The following is a 20,436-nucleotide window of genomic DNA, read 5'->3' as shown; positions in this document are numbered from 1 at the left end:
TTTGCTATTTTGGTTAAACTTCATGTGGATACCTCCGTAAAATATTAGGGTTTAGTCGTCTTAATTTTACATCGAGGTATCTTTTTTTTTCAACCATTTACTTTTTTATTATACAGGAATGCTCCTTTTGTTTCATAAAACGGAACTGTATGATCGGCATTTACAAACTGAGCACCTAAGAACCTTCCATTCATTTCTGGTAATTTTAAAGTAAATCCTTTGGTAGTTTTGACAGTAATCATAGTATAAATTGTGTCTCTATTTGGAGATACAACCCAATTATCACCTGGTTTTGCTAATGATTTAAAATGAGTTGGTTTATTTAATCCATTTCTATCTATGAACTCTTTCATAAATGAATAACTTTCAGTTTCAACGTATTCTCTACTAGTCATCCCATATTTTTCAGGTCTTACATTCCATTTGGTGAATCAAAATCAATATTTGTATCTGCCATTCCGATCGCTGATAAAATTAATAGTCCGTTCCTAATAATATTTTTTTCATTTTCCTCCTCCCTTTACTTTTATTATCATTTAAGTATGCTTGATAATATTTAAAATTTCAATTAAAAAAAGGGGTATTTTTTTAATTCATCAAAAAAATTAATCCCCTTAACTTTCAACCTTTTATGTGTTAAAACTCCTATAGGAGGTGTTTTTTATGACACAATACAAAAAATACTTAGAAAACAACTATACTAAAGTTACTATTGAGGCCTATTTTAAAGGGATAACTATATTTAATAATTTTTTAGGTGATAGAGAAATAACCAGAACTACTATAGATGAATTCAAGGTATATCTGATGGAAGTGAGAAAGGTATCTATTAGAACGGTGTCGAGTTGTTTTTATTGATAATTTTGTTTTTTTAAAGGATTTTTTTTATTAGACAGTAAAAATTATTATAGAAAAATAAAAAAGCTGCTATTAAAAGCAGCGTTGAAATTAATTAAAATGGCGCACCTAATAGGAGTTATTTAAACTTAATTTTATTTAGTAAATCACCGTTTTTACTAGGATTTATTACTAATATTTTATGTGTTTTTTTAAAGAAATTACTTTTTTGTCTCCAAACTGTCCCCACAGAATCACTATTTGAAGTAGAATTTTTATTATATAACTTGACTTAATTCCTAACTCCAAGGGAACATCACGACAGATAGAAAAAGATCCTAATTTTTTTAGGATCTTTTATTATTTTAAGGGTTCAAGCACTCTAGTAAGTACCGTTTTTAACCTCTAAGTTATACAAAATAAGTTTCTTAAATTATGTAATATTGTACCATAAATTTACGGTATATAGTTAGTCAATCTCCACTATAGTTGAATTTATTTTAAGTACCTTTATAAAGATTGAGACAGATTTAGATTTTTCTATGTTTTGTTACCATGACCAAATAATTTCACCATTTTCTCTTATTTCTTTACTTTCTTTTTTTAGCTTTAATTTATATCCTTCATTTGTTATATCCAATATTTCTAGAACTTGAACTTTTAAAGGGGAAACATAATTATCAGCTATTTTAGGCTTTAAAGATAAGTTTATAGATCTACCATAAGAAGCTATACTTGGAAAAAATATTCCATCGCATTTAAACCCATCAAAATAATTTTTAGATATAGCTATCGTATGAGAATATTTATGCTCTTTTTCTTCTGAAATTTTTTTAAAAAATAATGCGTTAATCCATTTTTTTATTTCATCATTTTTTTTATTCTCATGTTTATTTCCTATTCTATTTTTTTGTTCTTTTTTATTTTTATTAAATAACTCTAAATAAATATTCATAGATGATCTTTCACTTTTTTTTATTTTATCTTCCATCCACTCATCAAAGTTTCCCAAACCTAATAACTTTAATTCAGTACTATCAAGCTCACATTTAAGTCTTGTTATAATTTCTCCTTTTTTTACTCGTGTTTCTTCTAAGCAACCTAGCTTAGCATTATGACCACAAGAAGTATAAAATATAGATTCTGATCTTTTATTCATCCTGCCTAATTTTTTTACATATTTCGGATTAGGATACCAAAGTTCTTTTATATGATTATGTTCTCCCTTTCTCGCCCTATATAACTCAAATTTGTTATCAGGTCTACCAAAAAATTCCGTCCAGAATCCTTTCAAAAGAGGTTTTAACTCTCTTTCTATTTTATCTATTGGTTCACTTTCTGTTCTTATTTTACTTATTCTTGATATTTCATTTTTTATTTTAATTAAACTATAGTTTAATTTCAACTTTCCCCTCCTAAAATTATTTTATATAAATTAATTCCATTAGAGTATACTACATAAATAAAAAAATAGTACCCTTAACTTTCACTCCTCGATGTGTTAAAACTCCTATAGGAGGTGTTTTTTATGACACAATACAAAAAATACTTAGAAGACAACTACACCAACGCTACCATTTAGGCTTATTTTAAAGGGATAATTATATTTAATAATTTTTTAAAAGATAGAAAAATAGATAGAGTCATTATAAATTGATCGCGGACAAATTTTAAAGGAAATTGAAGACAAAACAATAAATAGTACCAAATAAAAGGACACTCAAATCATGAGTGTCCTTTTAGCTTTAATTTTATTGACTTCATTTTCGAATACTACAAAAGAGGTATTAGGGAACTTTCGTATCATATCGTTAAATTTTCAGAGTATAAATATTACTAAAATATAATAGACGCGGGTTCGGTATCTCTCACTTCCACCATGAAATCCACGACTGTAAAGTTTGTAGTTTTTAAATAGCAGAAAAAATTAAGAAGTCACTATATAGTGACTTCTTTTTTAGTTGAGTCTAATGGGGATTATATTTAGAGACTTCCATTAGGAGGTCTCTTCTGTTTGCTTAGAATAGGATTCATTTAAACAAGCATACGTTTTTTAACCTCATAAATACAAATGGATATCTAATGCACAGTCTATTCAGATGGTGTGAAAAGTAAAAAAGCCTAAGTGTACGTACACTTAGACCTTGGTTAAAATGAATTTAATTGCTTAAGAAAATTGAGGAACTGTTTGACAAACCGACCCACCATAATACCATGGAAATATCTATGAGCATTTTTTGTTGCAATTAATTATACAATTAAGAAGCCTTAAATTATTGTTATTTGTAATAGCCGATATATAAAATAATATTATTAACCTTCTTAAGATTGGTATACCTCAGAGCTTTTAGATACTTCATCAACCCTTTCCTCTTGAAACGATTGTTGAGTTACTTTTTCTTGGTACTCATATTTTTTTGGATTCTTTATCATCTTAAAAACACAAGTACAAGCTAAGAATTCTATTACGATAGCAGGAAATCCTCCTAGATTAGAAAGAGTTTTTATTCCGTTAATACCAGTTTTACTGATCATAATAAAAGCAATAGCACTAACTATTATTCCCCAAACGACTTTAGATGATGTAGGAGCTTCCTGATTTTCTATAGAAATGTTTTTTATTGAAAGAGCACTCATAGCGTTTGTAGTAGAGTCAAAAGCTGTAATAGCGGTTATAACCACAATAACGAAGAAAAAAGGAATGATTATATTAGAAAATGGCATTTCTCTAAGGATTGCATATCCTACAGCTTCTGGTCCTATTTCATTCAAAATTTTAACAAGATTTACCTTTCCTGTTAACTGATAATTTATAGCGGTTCCACTAAATATAACCATCCATAGAGCACCAAATATAGATGGGAAAATAAAGTTCACATTTAAAATTTCTCTTACCGTTCTACCGTAGGATATTCTTCCTAGAAAACATGCGGTAACAGGAGCCCAAGCCATCCACACTGCCCAATAAAACATAGTCCACGATTTTGGCCACATCTCATTTGCAGCTCCTCCTGTGTATAAATTTTTACTAAAGAATCCCGATAAATAGCCACCAAAAGCTTCAGTTCCTAGGTTTAAACAATATGCTGTAGGTCCGACAAAAAATACAAATATAACTATTAAATAATATACTTTCATATTTAAGCTTGAAAGTATTTTGATTCCTTTCATTACTCCTGTGCAAGCCGAAAATATAAAAACACTAGCAAGCGTAATTGAAATTAAAAGCCATAACCCTGGAGTACTTTGAATTCCTGTTATAGAATTAAGAGCACCTCCGATATTTAAAGTAGAAGTTCCAAAAGCAGCAGCAGCACCAGCACTTAGACAGAATAAACAAACTGCATCGATTATCTGATAAAATTTATCACTCTCTATTTTTTCTGTGATTGGAGAAATTTGTGAACCTATACTAAAAGGCTTTTTCAAGTTATAAAAAGAAATTGCAAATAAAACGGTAGGTAATGCATATATCGCATACGGAGTAAAAGTCCAGTGTAAAAACATTGTTTCCATAGCAAATTTTGCAGCTTCTGGAGAGAGCGGTTGTATTCCTAAAGTTTCGGGAGGATAAGCCAAGTGATAAATTGGTTCAGCAGTTCCCCAAAATACTATACCAGCTGCAAGGGTTGTGCATAAAGTAATCGCAAACCAGTTAAAATTGGACATCAGTGGTTTTGCATCACTTCCTCCTATTTTTATTTCACCTAGTTTTGAAAAATACATACTGATGACAGCAATGATAACTAAAAATCCAGTTAAACTAAATGCCCAGCCAAAATTTTTAAGCATCCAATCACTTGCTACTGTAACATTGTTGATAAATATATCTGGAAAAACCCAATTGAGTGCTAAAGCACTTACTAAAAGTATAAAAGCAGGCCAGAAAGCAATAGGCCTAATTTGTTTAAACATAATATCCCTCCTATTTTTAATTCCTCTACTTAAAATCTAACTATATTTGATCTCAACGTTCTAAAAAAAAATACGAATAAAATTAAACTATGCTTTTCCAAAAATCAAAATTTTAAAATTGATTTTAAATAGAGTGATGTAAAATTATTTCATAAAAAAAAATTAATAGTTATACCCTCTACCTATCCAGTTAAAAATCTATATAGTAGAGGATATGACTATTAGTAGATACATTTGCTATTATTCAGATTAGAGTTTGATATTCTCTCTCATTCTATGGAAAAATTTTTCAAAAAAAATAAAGAATATACTTCTTGATTTTTCATAATGTAATAGTTTTTCATCTTGGAATGACTGTGTCAAATAGATTACCTGTGAAAATCTATCCATTTCAATATTGGTATTATATTCGTCTAATATTTGAATTATATGACCTCCTCTACCGGTAAGTTTATTTAATAAATGAGAGGTATCCTTAAATTTCCCACTTACAGAAAATAAAATTAATACGGTGTTTTCATTGAAGAGTTTTTCAATCACCATTTCTTCGCTAGATGTTATAATATTTTTTTTAACAACTAATTTCAACTTATATGCAAAATACTCTGCTGCCAAAAGAGAAGGACCATATCCAACTAATATTATATTCTGGTATTTTTCTATAGTTTTAATAAGGTCATCTATAATATTTATATCAAAATTTTGTAAAAAATCGATTATTCTTTTTTCTTCAAGATTACTTTCTTTTTTCTGTGGTAAAGGGGACTCTTTGGAAAGATATTTAATAAACTGCTTATAATTCTCAAACCCTAATTTTTTAGAAAGTTTGGATATTTTAGATGTAGAGACCTTTGCAATTTCAGCAGCTTCATAAATTTTTAATTTACCAGATATTTTATCTGAATTATTGATAGCTTCTATTATACTCTTTTCAAGATTATTCAATTTAGTGTGGTTAATGCCTATCATAAAATCACCTTCATATATAGTTTGTTTTTGCTAGTAATATTAAAGATATTACAATATTTATTTTATAAAGTCAAAGAAAGTTTTCCGCTTTAATACAATTAATGTATTGAAAATATAAAGTTTTCCAAAAAAAGTATTGACTAAAAAAAAAAACAGGTGATATATCTAATACCAACATAAAACACACCACTAACCAATGGAAAGTTTTCCATTTTAATGTGTTTTATATAACAAAAGCATAAAAATTTCCAAAAAAGTATTGACTAAAAAAAAAACAGATGGTATATCTATTACTAGGATAAAACATATAATAAAAATGGAGGTAATAAATGAACAACATTAATGACATTCAAAAATTTTCAATGGATTTTTTCTCTTTAAAGGGTAAAAATGCTCTGATAACAGGTGGTAATACAGGATTAGGTCAAGCTTTTACTTTAGCTTTAGCTAAGGCTGGTGCTAATATTTTTGTCGCAAGTGTTATGGATGATGGTGGAGAAACTAAAAAGCTTATTGAAGCAGAAGGTGTAAAATATCACCTTATGATCAAAGATATAACAGAAGATGGAGCTTGTAAGGAAGTCGTTGAAAAATGTGTAGAAGTATTTGGTTGTATTGATATTCTTATGAATAATGCTGGTATGTGTATAAATGAACCTGATGTTCTTAAATACACAAGAAAACAGTGGGACAAGATGATTTCACTTAATCTGACTGCAGCCTTTGATATGTCCCATGAAGCAGCAAGATATATGATACCTCAAAAGAGTGGGAAAATTATAAATACCGCATCTTTATTCGCTTATTTAGGAGGGCAATGGAGTCCTGCTTATGCAGCTTCAAAACATGGAATCGCAGGGTTCACAAAAGCATATTGTGATGAACTTGCACAATTTAACGTTCAGGTTACTGCGATTGCACCTGGGTATTTTGCTACTGAGTTAACAGCTGAAACAAGAGCAAATGAAGCAGCAAATAATAGGATCTTAAGTCATATTCCAGCAAATAGATGGGGCAACTTAAGAGACTTGATGGGAACAGCTGTATTTTTAGCATCAGACGCATCTAATTATGTAAATGGAACTACAGTTAATGTAGATGGTGGATATCTAGTAAGATAAAGTTTATTATAAAAAGAAAAATTGGAGGTTATTTTGAATAAAAAAGAATTAATATTAAAGGATTTAGAAACATTAGTTGGTGTTAACCAAATTGTAACAAATGCAGAGGAGCTATACGATGCAGCGGCAGACAGATATAAAAAGTATGCTAAAGCGAAAAAGGTCTTGAATGTTCCAGTTCCTGTAGCTATAGTATATCCAAATTGCACAGATGATGTAGAGAAACTACTTAAATACTGTAACAATAACGATGTAAACGTGATCCCAAGAGGTGGTAAGACTGCAACAGAGGGTGGTCTTGAAAACTGGAAGGAGCACACTTTAGTTATTGATGGTTCTAGAATGAATAAAATTATAAAGCTAGATACATACAACATGCAGGCTACTGTACAGTGTGGAACAAGGCTTCAGGATTTAGAGGATGAGTTAAGAAAATTAGGTTATACAACTGGTCATTCCCCACAGTCTAAGCCTGTAGCACAGCTAGGTGGTCTTGTGGCAACTAGAAGTATCGGTCAATTTTCTACCCTTTATGGTGCTATAGAAGACATGGTTGTAGGATTAGAATGTGTATTCCCTGATGGTCATGTTTCAAGAATTAAAAATGTATCCCGTCGTGCTGGAGGACCAGATATCAGACACATAGTTATAGGTAATGAAGGGACTCTATGCTATATAACAGAAGTAACTGTTAAAATCTTTAAATACTACCCTGAAAATAATAAGTTCTACGGATATTTAACAGAAGATATAGATACTGGTTTAAAAATACTACGAGAAGTAATGGTTAACGGGTTCAGGCCATCAGTTGCACGTGCTTATTCGGAAGAGGATGCGAAACAGCATTTCTATCACTTCTATGAAGGAAAGTGTGTAGTAATACTTATGGCAGAGGGTCCAAAAGGTATAGTAGATGCAACTTGTGAAGCCATAGAGGAAGCTGTAGATAAGTTCAAAGATGGGATTATTAAAAAAGTAGATTCCTCTCTAATCGAGGACTGGTTTAACCATCTTAACTGGAGTCAGCAGGATATCGACGACGAGTTTGAGGGGATGAAGGAAAACGACTCTCATGATGGATTTACCACAGAGATCTCAGCAGACTGGGAAACTATCCCTAAGATCTACTACAATGTTATGGAAAGAGTAAAAAATGAGTTTGACAGAGTTCATGATCTTACTATGCTAGGAGGACATTCATCTCACAGCTACATAAATGGAACTAATCTATACTTTGTATATAACTACAATATAAACTGTGCTCCAGAAGATGAGATGAAGATTTATCACCATCCTCTCCATCAGATAGTCATCGAAGAAACTCTTAAATTAGGTGGTTCTATGTGTCACCACCACGGAATAGGAAAATACCGTTCTCAATGGGCTAAGGATGAACATTTATCGGCCTTTTACATGTTAGAGAAGCTGAAAGACGTTTTTGATCCTAAAGGTATAATGAACTACGGAACAATCTATCCAAAAGCTGATGGAATCAAAAAATACATTGAACAAGATTTAGAGAAATAATGTGTTGAATAAAAAAAGTTAGTAATCAGTTACTACTAAATTTGTATAATTAGCTAAAAAAATTCCCATAGATATTTTTTTGATAATGCAAGTTCTAGCAAGCATTAATTTTAAATGTCTATGGGTTATATTCATCGCAATAGAAAAATTAGGTGTTTTATTTTTTATAAAATAATTGAGGGGGGTGGTTTTCTTATGAGTAAATATATAATGGGGATAGATAATGGATCACAAAGTACGAAAGTAACTATTTTCGATTTAAAGGGGAATCAAATATGTTATGGATCAAAAGCATTAAAAAACCTTTACACAGCTGAAGGTGGTGTAGTATTACATCCAGATGATGACCTATGGGATAGTGTACATGATGGAATAAAAGATTGTCTCAGTAAATTTCATGGAAATAAAAATGATATTCTGGCAATAGGATTATGTACAATTAGATGCTGTCGTGCACTTTTAAAGGAAGACGGTTCTCTAGCTTATCCAGTTTTAAGCTGGATGGACAACAGGCTTTCAAAACCATATATACATGAAAATGATGAAGTAAAATATGTGACAACTACTTCAGGTTATCTTGCTAACAGAATGACAGGATCATTCAAGGATACCTGTAGTAATTTAGAAGTTTATTGGCCGATAGATATAGAAACACTTGAATGGTCGGAAGATGATAAAGTTATCGAGGCTAACGGTTTGAAAAGAAATCAGCTATTTAAAATAATACAGCCAGGTGAGAGCTATGGTTCATTAAAATCTAAGTTATGTAAAGAGTATGGTTTGAAAGAAAATATTCAGGTTGTGGCAACTGGTAATGATAAAGCTGTTGAAGCATTGGGATCAGGTATTAACGGAGATAAGTCTATCATGATCTCTTTAGGAACTTTTATATCTTCCATGCTTGTAAGAGATGAATATTTTGAAGGTGCCCAGAATTTTTTCCCTACATTAGCCTGTGTACCTTTTAAATATGTCTATGAATCTACAGGAATAAGACGGGGTATGTGGACTGTAAGTTGGTATAAAAATATCTTGGGAGACGAGGTAAGGAACAAGGCTAAAGAATTGAATATTTCTGAGGAGGAGTATCTAAACCAAATTGGAGGAACAGTTCCGCCAGGAAGTGATGGTTTAATAACTTTACTGGATTGGCTAAACAGTTCATCTCATGACTTCAGAAAAGGGATTATGCTTGGATTTGATCACAGGCATACAAATGCTCATATATATCGTTCTATTTTAGAGGCTATATCATATAATATTAAAAATAATATATACGATATGTTAGATGAAATAGGGTCAGAGATCGACAATATCATAGTAATAGGTGGAGGATCTAAGAGTAACTTAATGATGCAAATAATAGCTGACATGTTTGGTTTACCAACTAAGAGAAACGAAGCAACAAGTTGTGCTTGCCTAGGTGCTGCAATATGCACTACTAAATATCTTGGCATCTATGATTCCTTTGATGAAGCAATAGAAAATATGGTCAGAGTTAAAGAGGTATTTGAACCGAATAAAAACCTTTATTCATTCTATGATAAAATAAATAATAAGGTAATAAAAAATGTTAGAAAACATACAGATGAAGTTTTAAAGGTAGCACATTCAATTTTTTAATTCAAAAAAGGGGGTCCTATGAAAACAACTAATACCAATAGATATTTACAATTTTTGCTTGTGGTTTTAGCCGCTGGAGCAATTTATCCTTTGATTTATTTAAGAACAAATTATCAAGTTACAATTCTTGAAGTATTTGGGATTACAAATGGTCAGTTAAATTCTTTATATACTACACTGGGAATGGTATTTGTAGTGGGTTATTTTCCTAGTGGATGGTTAGCAGACAGAATTTCTGCAAAAAAACTTCTTGTAGTATCACTGCTTTGCACGGGATTAGGTGGGCTATGGTTCGCGCAGATACCTAGTTATATTAACGTTAGAATAATCTTCGCCATTTGGGGATTTTTCTCGGTATTTACTTTCTGGGGAGCACATTTAAAAATCGTAAAATTAATGTCCACTAAAGAAGAAGAGGGGAGATTTTTTGGAATACTCGATGGTGGTAGAGGTGCTGTAGAAGCTCTACTTGCATCTATTGCTCTTGTAATATTCTCAACTGTCTTAGGAAATGCAGATGATATGATGTTAAAAAGAGAAGCTCTAATTAGAGTAATCTATATGTATAGTTTTGCTCTGATTAGTTTATCCCTTTTAATAGGTATTTTCTTAAAGGATAATCAAGAATCTGAAGAAATTAAAATTGAGACTAAAAAAGAAACTTCTAAAGTAAAGCGTAATTTAGTTGGGGATGTTAAAGTTGTATTTGGTAATAAACTTGTTTGGAATTTAGGAATCATAATTTTTATGGGTTACACAGTATTCTGGACTGTATACTATATAGGTGGATTCTTACAGACTAATTTAGAAGTGGATCCAATAACTGTAGGTTTAATTACAACTATAGTACTATGGATGCGTCCAATAGGTGGAATTTTTGGTGGGTTTATTGCAGATAAGATTGGGAAAGCAAAAACACTTAAAATAGCTGTGACATGTGCTTCTGTATTGCTGATTACAATATCTACGATCCCTTATTCTACTCCACAAATGGTATTTTTCGGATTGTTCATTCTATTAGCTATAATGCTTTATACTATAAGAGGTCTGTATTGGTCTTTACTTGGAGATTGTAGACTTGACGCTGCAATTTTAGGTCTCTCTATAGGTATAATATCATTTCTTGGATATCTTCCTGACATAATTATACCAAAGGTAAATACAATATTATTTGGAACTTTTGGTGGCAATATGGGATATAACGCCTACTTTATAACTAGTGCTATCTGTGGTATTACAGGAGTAATAGCAGTTACTATCTTCCAAAAAAAATCTGTACAGACAGAGAAAACAGAAGAAGAATTGGAATATACAACTGAAAATTAATAAAATCAATAAAATCAATAAATCCATATAGACTATATGATCTGTATGGATTTACAATTTATTATGGAGAGAATATGAATATTATTTGTTTAATTAAATTTGTACCAAATATAGATAAGTTTAAATACAACTATGAAACCAATACATTGATTAGAGATGGGATAAATATGATTTTGAACCCTCATGACTCTTGTGCTGTTGAATTAGCATTACAGCTTAAGGACAAAAATGATGATGTATCAATAACAGTTGTGACTATGGGAAGTATGACTGCCCTAGAAAATTTAAAAGATGTAGTGAGAAGAGGGATCGATAAAGGAGTACTTATAAGTGATAAAAGCTATGCAGGTTCCGATAGCTATGTTACTAGCACTATTTTATCAGAGTATTTAAAAAAGAATGACTATGATTTAATACTGAGTGGTAGCAGAGCCCAAGATGGTGACACAGGTCATGTAGGTCCACAGGTTGCTTCTCTTCTGGATATTAATCAGTTTTCTGATGTAACTCAGGTAGAAAATATTAGAGATAATATGCTAGACTTCAAGGTGGAATTAGAAGATGAAATCTTGACCTTAAACTCCGAAATACCAATATTACTTAGCTTAAAAAACAATCCAAAATATAAACTTCGTTATCCTAGATATAAGGAATTAAAAAAGGATGTTACAGATAGAATAGATATAATAGACAATAAATATTTATCTATTGCTAATGAAATGATAGGTCTCAAAGGGTCGCCAACTAAGGTAATAAAGGCTGAACCTAAACAGACTATAAATAAAGCAAAAAAAATAGTTAAGTGTGACAATGAAGGAATTGATTATGTATATAATTATTTATTAGAGAGAGGTTTTATAAAAAAATGAATAAAATTTTAATTTGTATTGAAGCTGGAAATACTAAATACTATAAAGATTTAATAAATATCTCCAATAAAATTGATAAGAATAGTGAAATATGGGCTGTTGTCTTTAGTGAAGGAATAGACTTTGAAAACTGTGATATAGACAAGATAATAAAGGTGAAATGCTTACAGTCGGATAGATATAATAATAAAGTAATAGCAGAGTATATAAAAAAAATACATAACAAGGAAAACTTTGATTATGTGCTATTTTCTGCCACAGTTTTAGGAAGAATGATTGCGCCGAGGGTAGCCATGGAATTAAAAACAGGGCTCTGTGCTGATGTTACTGAGATTGAGAAAAATGGTGAAGATATCGTGATGGTAAGACCGGCCTTTGAGGGTAAACTCTACGCTAGCATAATATGTGATAAAAAACCTGTAATGATGTCGGTGAGACCAATGATGTTTAAAGAAGATGAAAAATTCTGTAATACAAGAACTGCTAAGATATATGAAGACAGCATAACTTCAAAAGGTTCGGTAGTTATTAAAGATAAATATAAAAAACCTAAAAGCAAGGACATCAGAACCAGTGATATATTAGTCTCAGGTGGGAGTGGAATTAAAAATCAATTTGAAAAACTATATACTCTAGCTGATAATCTAGAAGGAAATGTTTCAGCTAGTAGATGGCTAGTGGATAGAGGTTATGTAAAGAGGGATATCCAGGTGGGGCAATCTGGAAAGGTAGTAAGTCCTAAACTATATATTGCACTAGGTATTCACGGGACCTCCCAACATGTAGTCGGTCTAAAAAATGTACAACACCTTATATCTGTAAACACAAACAAAAATGCACCTATTTGTTTTATATCAGATATTGTGGTAGAAGGAGATGCAGTAACTTTTATAGAAATGTTAAATAAAAGAATAGAAGAAAATAACTATAATTGTTAGGGTTGATTTTTCCAAAGTTTGTTTCAAAATGACGAGTTTTAAAAAAAGGGATATTTTTATAATGATTATACACCTTTAAATAAAAATCGGGAGTGATTATGTGGAGTATTATATAGTTTTAACAATAGTTTTTTTATTATTAACCTTTGCCTTTAATTTTTGGTTGAATAAAATTGAGGATCAAAATGTTTCCAGTTTAGAAAATAAAAAAAATATGGGGCCGATTCGCCCCAAAATCTCTAAATTTAGAGAAGCTTTTAAAAAAACAAAGGTGAAAGCCATAGAAAATGTAGGGATGAGATTTACAATAATAAAGAGACTGGTTTTTCTATTATGGGTTTTATTATTTGTTGTTGTAATCTTTTTTCCAACTTTTACAAAAACTTCTAAAACTACTATTTCTTTATTAGCTTCCGCATCTACAGTGCTTTTAGGTATTGCATCAAGACAGTTAATTGAAAATATTATCTCTGGAGTCGTCATTACGTTTTCAAAACAATTTAATATCGGAGATACCGTCATGATTGGAGAAACGTATGGAATGGTCGAGGATATAACTATGACTCATTCAGTCATAAAAATATGGGATTCTAAAAGGTATGTTGTCCCCAACAGCGAGATGCTGAGAGAAAAATTTGTTAACTATACATTGATTGAACCCAGCCAGTGGGCAACTATAGAATTTTGGATTTCATATAATGAAGATTTAAATATGATAAAGGAACTGGCCGTTAATATAGCGGATAACTCGCAATTCAAGAAAAAAGATGAGCATCATTCTTATTTCTGGATAATAGAGATGGGAGAAAAAGGGGTTAAATGCTGGATTTCAGCAATGACCGATTCACCAGCAAATGGATGGGATTTTAAAACCGATGTCAGAACAAAACTTTGTTTAAAGTTTTGTGAATTAGGAATCAAACCGCACCTAACCTTCGCCAGTTTAGAGGGAAAGGATATAAAAATACATCCCGGAATAGATTAAGCTGTTTTATAATTCCTAGATTGTCAAATTAAATGCAACAGTGGGTTCTTCCCAGAATACTTCACGGGGAGTTTTCCAACCTAAACATTTCCTTGGGGTAATACTAGTTGCAATCTTTATAATATGTCTCACAAGAAGATATGTTAATTAAATGTTTTGAAATTTTAACAAGGATAAAAAGATGATTTCTGTATTATACAAGTCATCTTTTTTTAATTATTTAATTCTCTAATATACTTGTAAAAGCTATGCTTAGCTACCCCTATAGTTTCAATGACCTCTTTATCCTTGGTATGAATACTCTTATATCCATCCAGCTGATTTTGATACACTTCTCAGTTGATATATGCCTCTTTAAGAAAGATTAACCTTATCTCCTTATCGATGGAGCTCCTCGTATTCATCTATCCCATCTATAGCATTCCTGGACATCCCGCTGACACTATCAAAGATTAATGTATCTCCTGACTTTAATTCTTTCTTTAGTTTTATCCATTTTGGTCTGTTAGCAGTAGTTCCTGTAAAAGTTTCTTCTATAATTGTAGATGCAGTATCATATTTACTTTTTCAAATTTAAAAAACCTATATTTAAAGTGAGTAGACAGGACATGGCAAGTTCTTAAATCAACAAGTAATTTATTGTTCATTTATTTAATACTATTTCAATTTTTGTTTGTGACCCTGGTATTTTTATTGGGTTTGAGACTGTCCGAGGCAATTTAAATAGTTTGAATCTTTCCAATTCCAATAACCCCAGTAAGTGCCGTGCAATTTAATTTCCATTATATTTAGTTTGGTTATTCCCAGTAATTTTTAATTGTTCTTTTTTATCTATGAATATAATAACAATCACAAATATGAATGTGATTAAAAAAGGTGACTTCTGTAGAATATAGAAATCACCTTTTATCAATATTATGCTTTTATTTTTCATTTATATAGTTTCTGATTGTTCTTGGTGTTGTTCTTAAAAGAGAAGCAATATTTTCAATAGCTTCATCCTTGGAATAAAGAATTTGAGATAGTTTTCTTTTAACGTCTGTATCCAACTCATTAGGGTTATTGTATCTTGAGGAGTATAAACCTGCTAAATTACTAATTAGTTCGAAATCTTTAGACAAAAACATTTTTTGTCTGCTTTCTTCCTGGATTTGATCTGGATAAGGGAATGGAAATAAAGTTTTTAATTCTTCTTGGAAATTCTCTTCCCAGTTCTCACCAAAAAATATTTTATAATTATTTGGAAGATTTTCTCTACCTAAAATATTATTAACTCTTTGTAAAAATGTAGTATAAGGCTTGGCTTTCATATATATGTATTCCCTAATTTCATTTGGATCTCCTAAGTTCATATTGAGTAGCGTAATAAGATCCTGCTCCATTAATCCAAGTTTGGATAATAAAGACCAATAATTTTTTTCATTCATTGCAGTGCCTCCTTGTATTCTTTATATTATTATATCACAATCATTATTATAAGTAAATTTCTTTTTTAATCTATTTGAAAATCATTTAAAATGGTAATTTTCCTAAAATAATTGTTTTGAAGAGAAATTAAACAGGTTAATTGTTTGACTTTTCCTAAAATTTGATGTAGAATAAAAAAGAGCTTAAAGAATAAATCTTAAGGAGATGAATCTATGAAAAAGAGAGAGTTTTTAAAACTTATGAAATCCTTGGGATTAATTTCTGTGAGAGATACAGGAAAACATTCTATTTATGGTAAAGATGGAAAGATCTTTGCTGTTCCTAGATGTCCTATAATATCGAAAGGGTTAGTGTGGAGTTTAACTAAAAATTTTGAAGTCAAAGGGAGTTGAGTTATAATGAAATATGAAGTTAATAAGATTAGTAGTGGTATTATTTACGGTAATACATATCGTTGTGAAGATGGAAATGGTTTCCAGAGATTTTACCAAGTATACTCTGAATGGGACCTAAATATTAATAATTGGGTTCCGTACACTTGGTTAGTTACTAAAGATATCTATGGCAATATTATTGCGAGGGATAAAATCAACTTTGTTCAATGGTTAGATGGTCTTTTCTATCCTTATATTGTAATTAATGGTCAAATACATTACTTTACGGTTGATACTAAAGGATGCTGGTCGGTACTCTTTGATAATTTCAATTGTTATTGGAATCAAATTAAGATCAATAGCCCTAAAACTATAAAAAAAGAAATTACATATCAGTCTTCACAATCTTATGAGAGTAAGGGAGATATCTTTAATAAAGCAGAAGAAGGAATATTTAATTACTTAACTGAGAAGCAAAATGAATTTGATAATTCTTTTTTTGGAAAAACACTTTTAGACATTAATCACGGTAGAAAAGTTCCTTTTGACCAAGGTATTGTAGCTGGTGCTGAAGTATTAGACTTTATAGGTAAAGGTTATGATACGGTTACAGGAGTTAACTTTTACAAAAACACTATAGAAGAACCAGTAATTGCATTTTGTAAAGTAGGATGCCAAGTAGTCGAAAAAGCAACAAATGTGTTAGATCAACTAGACAGAACTCTGAACGAAAGTAAAGTTTTTAATAATTTTGCCGATGTTGTATCTGGAAGAAAATCGATAAGTAGGGTTATAGATGAAGGGTTCAGAGATTTTAAAAAGATGTTTTAATTGTAATAAAAAATTTTAAGAAGTTAAGTTAAAGTGTGACTTATTTTGTCTGCTTTTGATTATCAGACTAAAAAATTATACTTAGATTAAGGAAGACAGTTATGAAAATAAAATATATAGGTTTTAAAGAAGTTTGTGGAATATATCTTGATTTATGGAAATGTGAAGCTAATACTAGCCTAGAAGAACTTTGTCAATGGTGTGATGGTAATATTTTTAATGATAGAGATGTTTGTAATGTGGAATGTAGGTTAGATGAAAGGATTGTTTATGATGATGATTAGGTAACATATGAGTTAAAATGTATTTTAATGTTACTTTTTATTCTTTCTGTAATATTCAAAAATGAACCCAATAAAATCAAGCTTTAAAGGACACCATTACTTAGTCTTAACCCTGTCAAGTAGACAACAAAATAAAAGCTACCTTTAAAAGGCTTGTTTCCTGTATTCTATAGGACTCAAGCCTTTTAGCTTCAATTGTATTCTTTCTTCATTATAAAATTCCATATATTTATGTATTTCTCTTTTCAAAACTTCTATAGGTATTCCCTCTTTCAATAAATAGATTAATTCAGATTTAAAATGACTAAAAAAACTTTCGATTGGTGCATTATCCCAGCAATTACCTTTTCGCGACATAGATTGCTTGACGTTATGCATTTTTAGAATATCGCAGTATTCTTTTCTAGTGTATTGAAATCCTTGATCTGTATGAATTATACACTCTTTTTTTAGAGGCATTTTTAATATTTTATATATTGTATTCTGAACAAGTTTTATACTATTTCGAAGACTCAAGTCACATGCGATTATTTCATTATTATAAAGGTCTTTGGCAGCATTCATAAATAGAAATTTCTTTTGTCCTAGAGGTATATATGTTATATCCATACATATTTTCTCCAAAGGTTCAGAAGCCTTAAATTTTCTTTTTAAATTATTATCTACAGATTTTCCAGGAATATATTTTCTTAAGTATTTCTTCTTTCTTATGACAGACTTTATTCCCAGTTCTTTCATTAATCTATAAATTCTTTTATGATTAATTTTTATATTAAGTTTTAAATTAGCATAAGCACATAATCTAAGCTTACCATATATCCCCCTGTATTTTTTATGCGCTTCAAGCAAGACTTCTTTTATTCGTAAATCTTCGATATCTTTATTACTTAAAATTATTTTTCTATTTTTCCATTTGTAATATCCACTTTTACTGACTTTAGATAGTGCGCATAATCTGTATATTGGATATTTTGCGCTTAACTCCTCAATAACTTTATATTTATCTCTTGTCTTCACCTCCCAGTTATTTTCTTTAACTTTTTTAAATACTCCACCTCCATTCTTAGGTATTCTACCTCTTCTTCCAAAGATGAAAAATTATTTTTGGTTCTTCTTTTTTTTACTCCTTTAGTCCTCCCTCTATTTTCAGTATCAAAAGCAGTATCACCTAGTTCCTTAAATTTTTTAACCTGCGTTTTAGACTTAATATTCATTTCATTAGCTATAGTTTGATATGAGAACCCATCATTTAAATGTTTTTTAACCGCTTTTAATTTAGTTTCTTTACTATATTTATTATATTTTTCAGACAAAAAAATCCCTCCTAAGCAAACACTTTTAAGCTATTATATCGTAGCTTTTTTTATTGTGTCTACTTAAGAGGGATTATACTATCTTAACCATACCCTTTTTTTTAAGTGTCCTTGACAAAGGGTACAGTTTAAACTACCTTTAAAAAGCTATGACCCTTTTAGAATTTTTTTAGATAATTAAATTACAAGAATTTGAGCTATTAAAACAAATAATCCTTCAGTATTAGGGCTTTTAGGAGCGTCTAAATCAAATGTTTTTAAAACTTCAGGATCATTTGTATCTATACCTTGATTTTTTAAAGCTACTAACATATCAGCAATAAATTTTTCTTTAGCTACAGGGTCTTTTTTTAATTTTACTGTTAAATCTTTTAAATCTTTTGAGTCATTCATTTATGAACCTCCTTTTTGTTAGTACAACTTATGATAAAGCTTTTAGTTTTCTCTTCGCCAATTAATGCGACCATGGAACTTAATAGTGAGTCAATTTCATTAGTTTCATACTTTTCAAATTCTTTTTTTATGTCCTTTGATAACTCACAATTTTTAAAAATTTCACTACACAAACTACACGGATCAATAATTCTATTAGGGTTAGGGAGCTTTTTAAATAAATTATAATTTCTTTCTTCTAAAATATCATATAACTTTGAAAAACCTTGTCTTTTAAGTGTTTTAAATAATAGAGTTCCTTCAGCTTTTAATAAAAGCTCTGAAAGTTTCATGTTATAGGCATTACCTAATATTAAATTAGGAATTGATGTATTAAATGTCGAACAGCATGGATATACGGTACCATCATACCAAACTAACAAATCATAATGATCCCTACTGTAACAAAAACAATTTTCTATAGGCTCATATTTATTTATAGGTAAATCAAGCTTTGATGCTCGACCAACATTTTTGACATATGACGTAATAAGATCTGTATATTTATAATCGATTAATTCAGGAAGAAATTTTTCTGTATTATCTTCAAGAGAAAAGTAAATTCCAGCGACTTGAATATGTAAATTTATTTCTTCTCCAGCTTTTACAATATTAAAAATATTGTTTTTATTTACAAATTTAGCATGTGAAGGGTCATAGCTTACATTTAACGTTTTTAACCCTAAAGACTTAAAATCTTTCAATATTTTTAGAGTAGTGGAAAAATCTTTAGCCCAATATCCAGATGTAGTAATGGTAAAAGGCATATTGTATTCTTTGGCTATGTTACCAAGTATTTTGATTTCTTCTATAAAAAGAAGAACTTCTCCACCTGTGAATGCAATCAAAGAAAATTGTTCTGACTGGCTAGCTTCTTTGATTAATTTTTTTGCAAGATCAATCGACATCTTTTCATTTCGATGAGGGTTACATTCATAGCAACAAAACTCACAAGTTAGTGGGCACCTAAGAGTATAACAGAGACCAAGTGTATTTTTATCATAACCATTCCATTCCATAAATTCTTCTCCTTATAATGTGCGTAAATTCTATTTTTTAAAAAAAAATAATATAATGTTTTAACTTAATTAATATATATGCATCAATTAAGTTAAAACCTTTTTTTAAATTGCAAAATATATATTACTGGTTTCCATTTAAACCAAGGTTTAAGTATAATTTAAACTCTAAGACCTTTCTTCTACTTTTTGGGCTTTGTTGGTAGATGTAATATATCTATACCAAGTCGTTTCACTTTGATCTTTAACATCAAATTTTGAACTCATTTACCTACCTCCTTAATTAAGTTTATATATAATACTTCCTTATTAAATATAGATTGTCAAATAAGTTTAAGTTTTGTTTAAGATGTTGTTAGTTTTATTATTACTGATCTTTAATACAATTTAAAAAAGACAAATAGATTTAGTTTATTTAATTTCCCTTTTAAGGATATTGTAATAAAACTTTACTTCTTATAACATTTGTGATGCTATATTAATAATAACAGAGAGTCAGACAAGAGCTTCATTGGTTGAGAAGCCCTTCAATAGGGTTGAAAGTTAAATGGATTTTAAGAAAAACTTATCTGTATTAAAATTTTACGGAGGTAACACACATGTTAAAAGGAACAGTTAAATGGTTTAATGATGATAAAGGATTTG

General features: G+C 30.0%; 21 protein-coding genes. 11 read left to right on the top strand and 10 right to left on the bottom strand.

Annotation, left to right across the window (positions count from 1 at the left end; all coding sequences use genetic code 11):
- Positions 1-89: 89 nt before the first annotated feature.
- Positions 90-395, bottom strand: a complete 306-nt coding sequence (locus tag DYH56_RS14260) for a DUF1254 domain-containing protein (RefSeq protein ID WP_114643543.1) — start codon at positions 393-395, stop codon at positions 90-92.
- 268 nt (positions 396-663) lie between these two features.
- On the opposite strand from DYH56_RS14260, the gene DYH56_RS14255 reads away from it, so the two are divergent.
- On the top strand, positions 664-858 hold the full coding sequence (locus DYH56_RS14255) for a site-specific integrase (RefSeq protein WP_114643542.1): 195 nt from the start codon (positions 664-666) through the stop codon (positions 856-858).
- 529 nt (positions 859-1,387) lie between these two features.
- Here DYH56_RS14255 and DYH56_RS14250 read toward each other — a convergent pair.
- The 3 genes from DYH56_RS14250 to DYH56_RS14240 all read right to left on the bottom strand — a co-directional run bounded on the left by DYH56_RS14250 (position 1,388) and on the right by DYH56_RS14240 (position 5,721).
- Positions 1,388-1,996, bottom strand: coding sequence for a hypothetical protein (locus DYH56_RS14250; protein WP_158539168.1), 609 nt, complete (start codon positions 1,994-1,996; stop codon positions 1,388-1,390).
- A gap of 1,163 nt (positions 1,997-3,159) precedes the next feature.
- Positions 3,160-4,752: a BCCT family transporter gene (locus DYH56_RS14245; RefSeq protein WP_199533038.1), complete on the bottom strand. Its 1,593-nt coding sequence runs from the start codon at positions 4,750-4,752 to the stop codon at positions 3,160-3,162.
- Between the two features lie 249 nt (positions 4,753-5,001).
- Positions 5,002-5,721: a MurR/RpiR family transcriptional regulator gene (locus tag DYH56_RS14240; RefSeq protein WP_114643539.1), complete on the bottom strand. Its 720-nt coding sequence runs from the start codon at positions 5,719-5,721 to the stop codon at positions 5,002-5,004.
- Between the two features lie 362 nt (positions 5,722-6,083).
- Here DYH56_RS14240 and DYH56_RS14235 point away from each other — a divergent pair, with 362 nt between their 5' ends.
- The 7 genes from DYH56_RS14235 to DYH56_RS14205 all read left to right on the top strand — a co-directional run bounded on the left by DYH56_RS14235 (position 6,084) and on the right by DYH56_RS14205 (position 14,110).
- Positions 6,084-6,842: an SDR family oxidoreductase gene (locus DYH56_RS14235; RefSeq protein ID WP_255414727.1), complete on the top strand. Its 759-nt coding sequence runs from the start codon at positions 6,084-6,086 to the stop codon at positions 6,840-6,842.
- Positions 6,843-6,863: 21 nt separating this feature from the next.
- On the top strand, positions 6,864-8,369 hold the full coding sequence (locus DYH56_RS14230) for an FAD-binding oxidoreductase (RefSeq protein WP_202922791.1): 1,506 nt from the start codon (positions 6,864-6,866) through the stop codon (positions 8,367-8,369).
- A 195-nt stretch (positions 8,370-8,564) separates the two neighbouring features.
- On the top strand, positions 8,565-9,992 hold the full coding sequence (locus tag DYH56_RS14225; RefSeq protein ID WP_114643536.1) for an FGGY-family carbohydrate kinase: 1,428 nt from the start codon (positions 8,565-8,567) through the stop codon (positions 9,990-9,992).
- Between the two features lie 18 nt (positions 9,993-10,010).
- A complete protein-coding gene (locus DYH56_RS14220) occupies positions 10,011-11,318 on the top strand; it encodes an MFS transporter (RefSeq protein ID WP_114643535.1) in 1,308 nt (435 codons plus the stop codon).
- A gap of 74 nt (positions 11,319-11,392) precedes the next feature.
- Positions 11,393-12,187, top strand: a complete 795-nt coding sequence (locus DYH56_RS14215; RefSeq protein WP_114643534.1) for an electron transfer flavoprotein subunit beta/FixA family protein — start codon at positions 11,393-11,395, stop codon at positions 12,185-12,187.
- On the top strand, positions 12,184-13,125 hold the full coding sequence (locus tag DYH56_RS14210; protein ID WP_114643533.1) for an electron transfer flavoprotein subunit alpha/FixB family protein: 942 nt from the start codon (positions 12,184-12,186) through the stop codon (positions 13,123-13,125). The genes DYH56_RS14215 and DYH56_RS14210 overlap by 4 nt, the downstream gene beginning before the upstream one ends.
- Positions 13,126-13,225: 100 nt before the next feature.
- The gene (locus DYH56_RS14205; protein ID WP_114643532.1) at positions 13,226-14,110 is read left to right on the top strand and encodes a mechanosensitive ion channel family protein; all 885 of its coding nucleotides are present in this window, start codon (positions 13,226-13,228) and stop codon (positions 14,108-14,110) included.
- A gap of 378 nt (positions 14,111-14,488) precedes the next feature.
- Here the strand turns inward: DYH56_RS14205 and DYH56_RS16490 are convergent, their stop codons facing one another.
- Complete coding sequence (locus DYH56_RS16490) at positions 14,489-14,647, bottom strand: recombinase family protein (protein ID WP_369406335.1); 159 nt, start codon at positions 14,645-14,647, stop codon at positions 14,489-14,491.
- A 386-nt stretch (positions 14,648-15,033) separates the two neighbouring features.
- Entirely contained in the window at positions 15,034-15,537 is a 504-nt protein-coding gene (locus tag DYH56_RS14195; protein ID WP_114643531.1) for a hypothetical protein, read from the bottom strand.
- A gap of 213 nt (positions 15,538-15,750) precedes the next feature.
- Here DYH56_RS14195 and DYH56_RS14190 point away from each other — a divergent pair, with 213 nt between their 5' ends.
- The 3 genes from DYH56_RS14190 (at position 15,751) to DYH56_RS14180 (ending at position 17,027) form a co-directional block, all read left to right on the top strand.
- The gene (locus DYH56_RS14190) at positions 15,751-15,930 is read left to right on the top strand and encodes a hypothetical protein (RefSeq protein WP_114643530.1); all 180 of its coding nucleotides are present in this window, start codon (positions 15,751-15,753) and stop codon (positions 15,928-15,930) included.
- A gap of 6 nt (positions 15,931-15,936) precedes the next feature.
- Positions 15,937-16,743 carry a hypothetical protein gene (locus DYH56_RS14185; RefSeq protein ID WP_114643529.1) on the top strand — a complete coding sequence of 269 codons (807 nt, stop codon included), beginning with the start codon at positions 15,937-15,939 and terminating at the stop codon, positions 16,741-16,743.
- A 101-nt stretch (positions 16,744-16,844) separates the two neighbouring features.
- Entirely contained in the window at positions 16,845-17,027 is a 183-nt protein-coding gene (locus tag DYH56_RS14180) for a hypothetical protein (RefSeq protein WP_114643528.1), read from the top strand.
- A 144-nt stretch (positions 17,028-17,171) separates the two neighbouring features.
- On the opposite strand, the gene DYH56_RS14175 is transcribed toward DYH56_RS14180, so the two are convergent.
- The 4 genes from DYH56_RS14175 to DYH56_RS14160 all read right to left on the bottom strand — a co-directional run bounded on the left by DYH56_RS14175 (position 17,172) and on the right by DYH56_RS14160 (position 19,791).
- Positions 17,172-18,044, bottom strand: coding sequence for an IS3 family transposase (locus DYH56_RS14175; protein ID WP_158539167.1), 873 nt, complete (start codon positions 18,042-18,044; stop codon positions 17,172-17,174).
- Positions 18,041-18,340: a transposase gene (locus DYH56_RS14170; protein ID WP_114643526.1), complete on the bottom strand. Its 300-nt coding sequence runs from the start codon at positions 18,338-18,340 to the stop codon at positions 18,041-18,043. Before DYH56_RS14170 ends, DYH56_RS14175 begins: the two co-directional genes overlap by 4 nt.
- A 177-nt stretch (positions 18,341-18,517) precedes the next feature.
- Positions 18,518-18,733: a hypothetical protein gene (locus DYH56_RS14165; protein ID WP_114643525.1), complete on the bottom strand. Its 216-nt coding sequence runs from the start codon at positions 18,731-18,733 to the stop codon at positions 18,518-18,520.
- On the bottom strand, positions 18,730-19,791 hold the full coding sequence (locus DYH56_RS14160; RefSeq protein WP_114643524.1) for a radical SAM protein: 1,062 nt from the start codon (positions 19,789-19,791) through the stop codon (positions 18,730-18,732). Before DYH56_RS14160 ends, DYH56_RS14165 begins: the two co-directional genes overlap by 4 nt.
- Positions 19,792-20,436: the final 645 nt, after the last annotated feature.

The sequence above is a fragment of the Psychrilyobacter piezotolerans genome (genome assembly GCF_003391055.1).
GTDB lineage: Bacteria > Fusobacteriota > Fusobacteriia > Fusobacteriales > Fusobacteriaceae > Psychrilyobacter > Psychrilyobacter piezotolerans.
This window is presented reverse-complemented; position numbering and strand designations above follow the sequence as displayed.

Bases quoted from the DNA above. Each gene is read 5' to 3' on its own strand.
- DYH56_RS14260 (WP_114643543.1), bottom strand. From the start codon at position 395: ATGACTAGTAGAGAATACGTTGAAACTGAAAGTTATTCATTTATGAAA.
- DYH56_RS14255 (WP_114643542.1), top strand. From the start codon at position 664: ATGACACAATACAAAAAATACTTAGAAAACAACTATACTAAAGTTACT.
- DYH56_RS14250 (WP_158539168.1), bottom strand. From the start codon at position 1,996: ATGAATAAAAGATCAGAATCTATATTTTATACTTCTTGTGGTCATAAT.
- DYH56_RS14245 (WP_199533038.1), bottom strand. From the start codon at position 4,752: ATGTTTAAACAAATTAGGCCTATTGCTTTCTGGCCTGCTTTTATACTT.
- DYH56_RS14240 (WP_114643539.1), bottom strand. From the start codon at position 5,721: ATGATAGGCATTAACCACACTAAATTGAATAATCTTGAAAAGAGTATA.
- DYH56_RS14235 (WP_255414727.1), top strand. From the start codon at position 6,084: ATGGATTTTTTCTCTTTAAAGGGTAAAAATGCTCTGATAACAGGTGGT.
- DYH56_RS14225 (WP_114643536.1), top strand. From the start codon at position 8,565: ATGAGTAAATATATAATGGGGATAGATAATGGATCACAAAGTACGAAA.
- DYH56_RS14220 (WP_114643535.1), top strand. From the start codon at position 10,011: ATGAAAACAACTAATACCAATAGATATTTACAATTTTTGCTTGTGGTT.
- DYH56_RS14215 (WP_114643534.1), top strand. From the start codon at position 11,393: ATGAATATTATTTGTTTAATTAAATTTGTACCAAATATAGATAAGTTT.
- DYH56_RS14210 (WP_114643533.1), top strand. From the start codon at position 12,184: ATGAATAAAATTTTAATTTGTATTGAAGCTGGAAATACTAAATACTAT.
- DYH56_RS14195 (WP_114643531.1), bottom strand. From the start codon at position 15,537: ATGAATGAAAAAAATTATTGGTCTTTATTATCCAAACTTGGATTAATG.
- DYH56_RS14190 (WP_114643530.1), top strand. From the start codon at position 15,751: ATGAAAAAGAGAGAGTTTTTAAAACTTATGAAATCCTTGGGATTAATT.
- DYH56_RS14185 (WP_114643529.1), top strand. From the start codon at position 15,937: ATGAAATATGAAGTTAATAAGATTAGTAGTGGTATTATTTACGGTAAT.
- DYH56_RS14180 (WP_114643528.1), top strand. From the start codon at position 16,845: ATGAAAATAAAATATATAGGTTTTAAAGAAGTTTGTGGAATATATCTT.
- DYH56_RS14165 (WP_114643525.1), bottom strand. From the start codon at position 18,733: ATGAATGACTCAAAAGATTTAAAAGATTTAACAGTAAAATTAAAAAAA.
- DYH56_RS14160 (WP_114643524.1), bottom strand. From the start codon at position 19,791: ATGGAATGGAATGGTTATGATAAAAATACACTTGGTCTCTGTTATACT.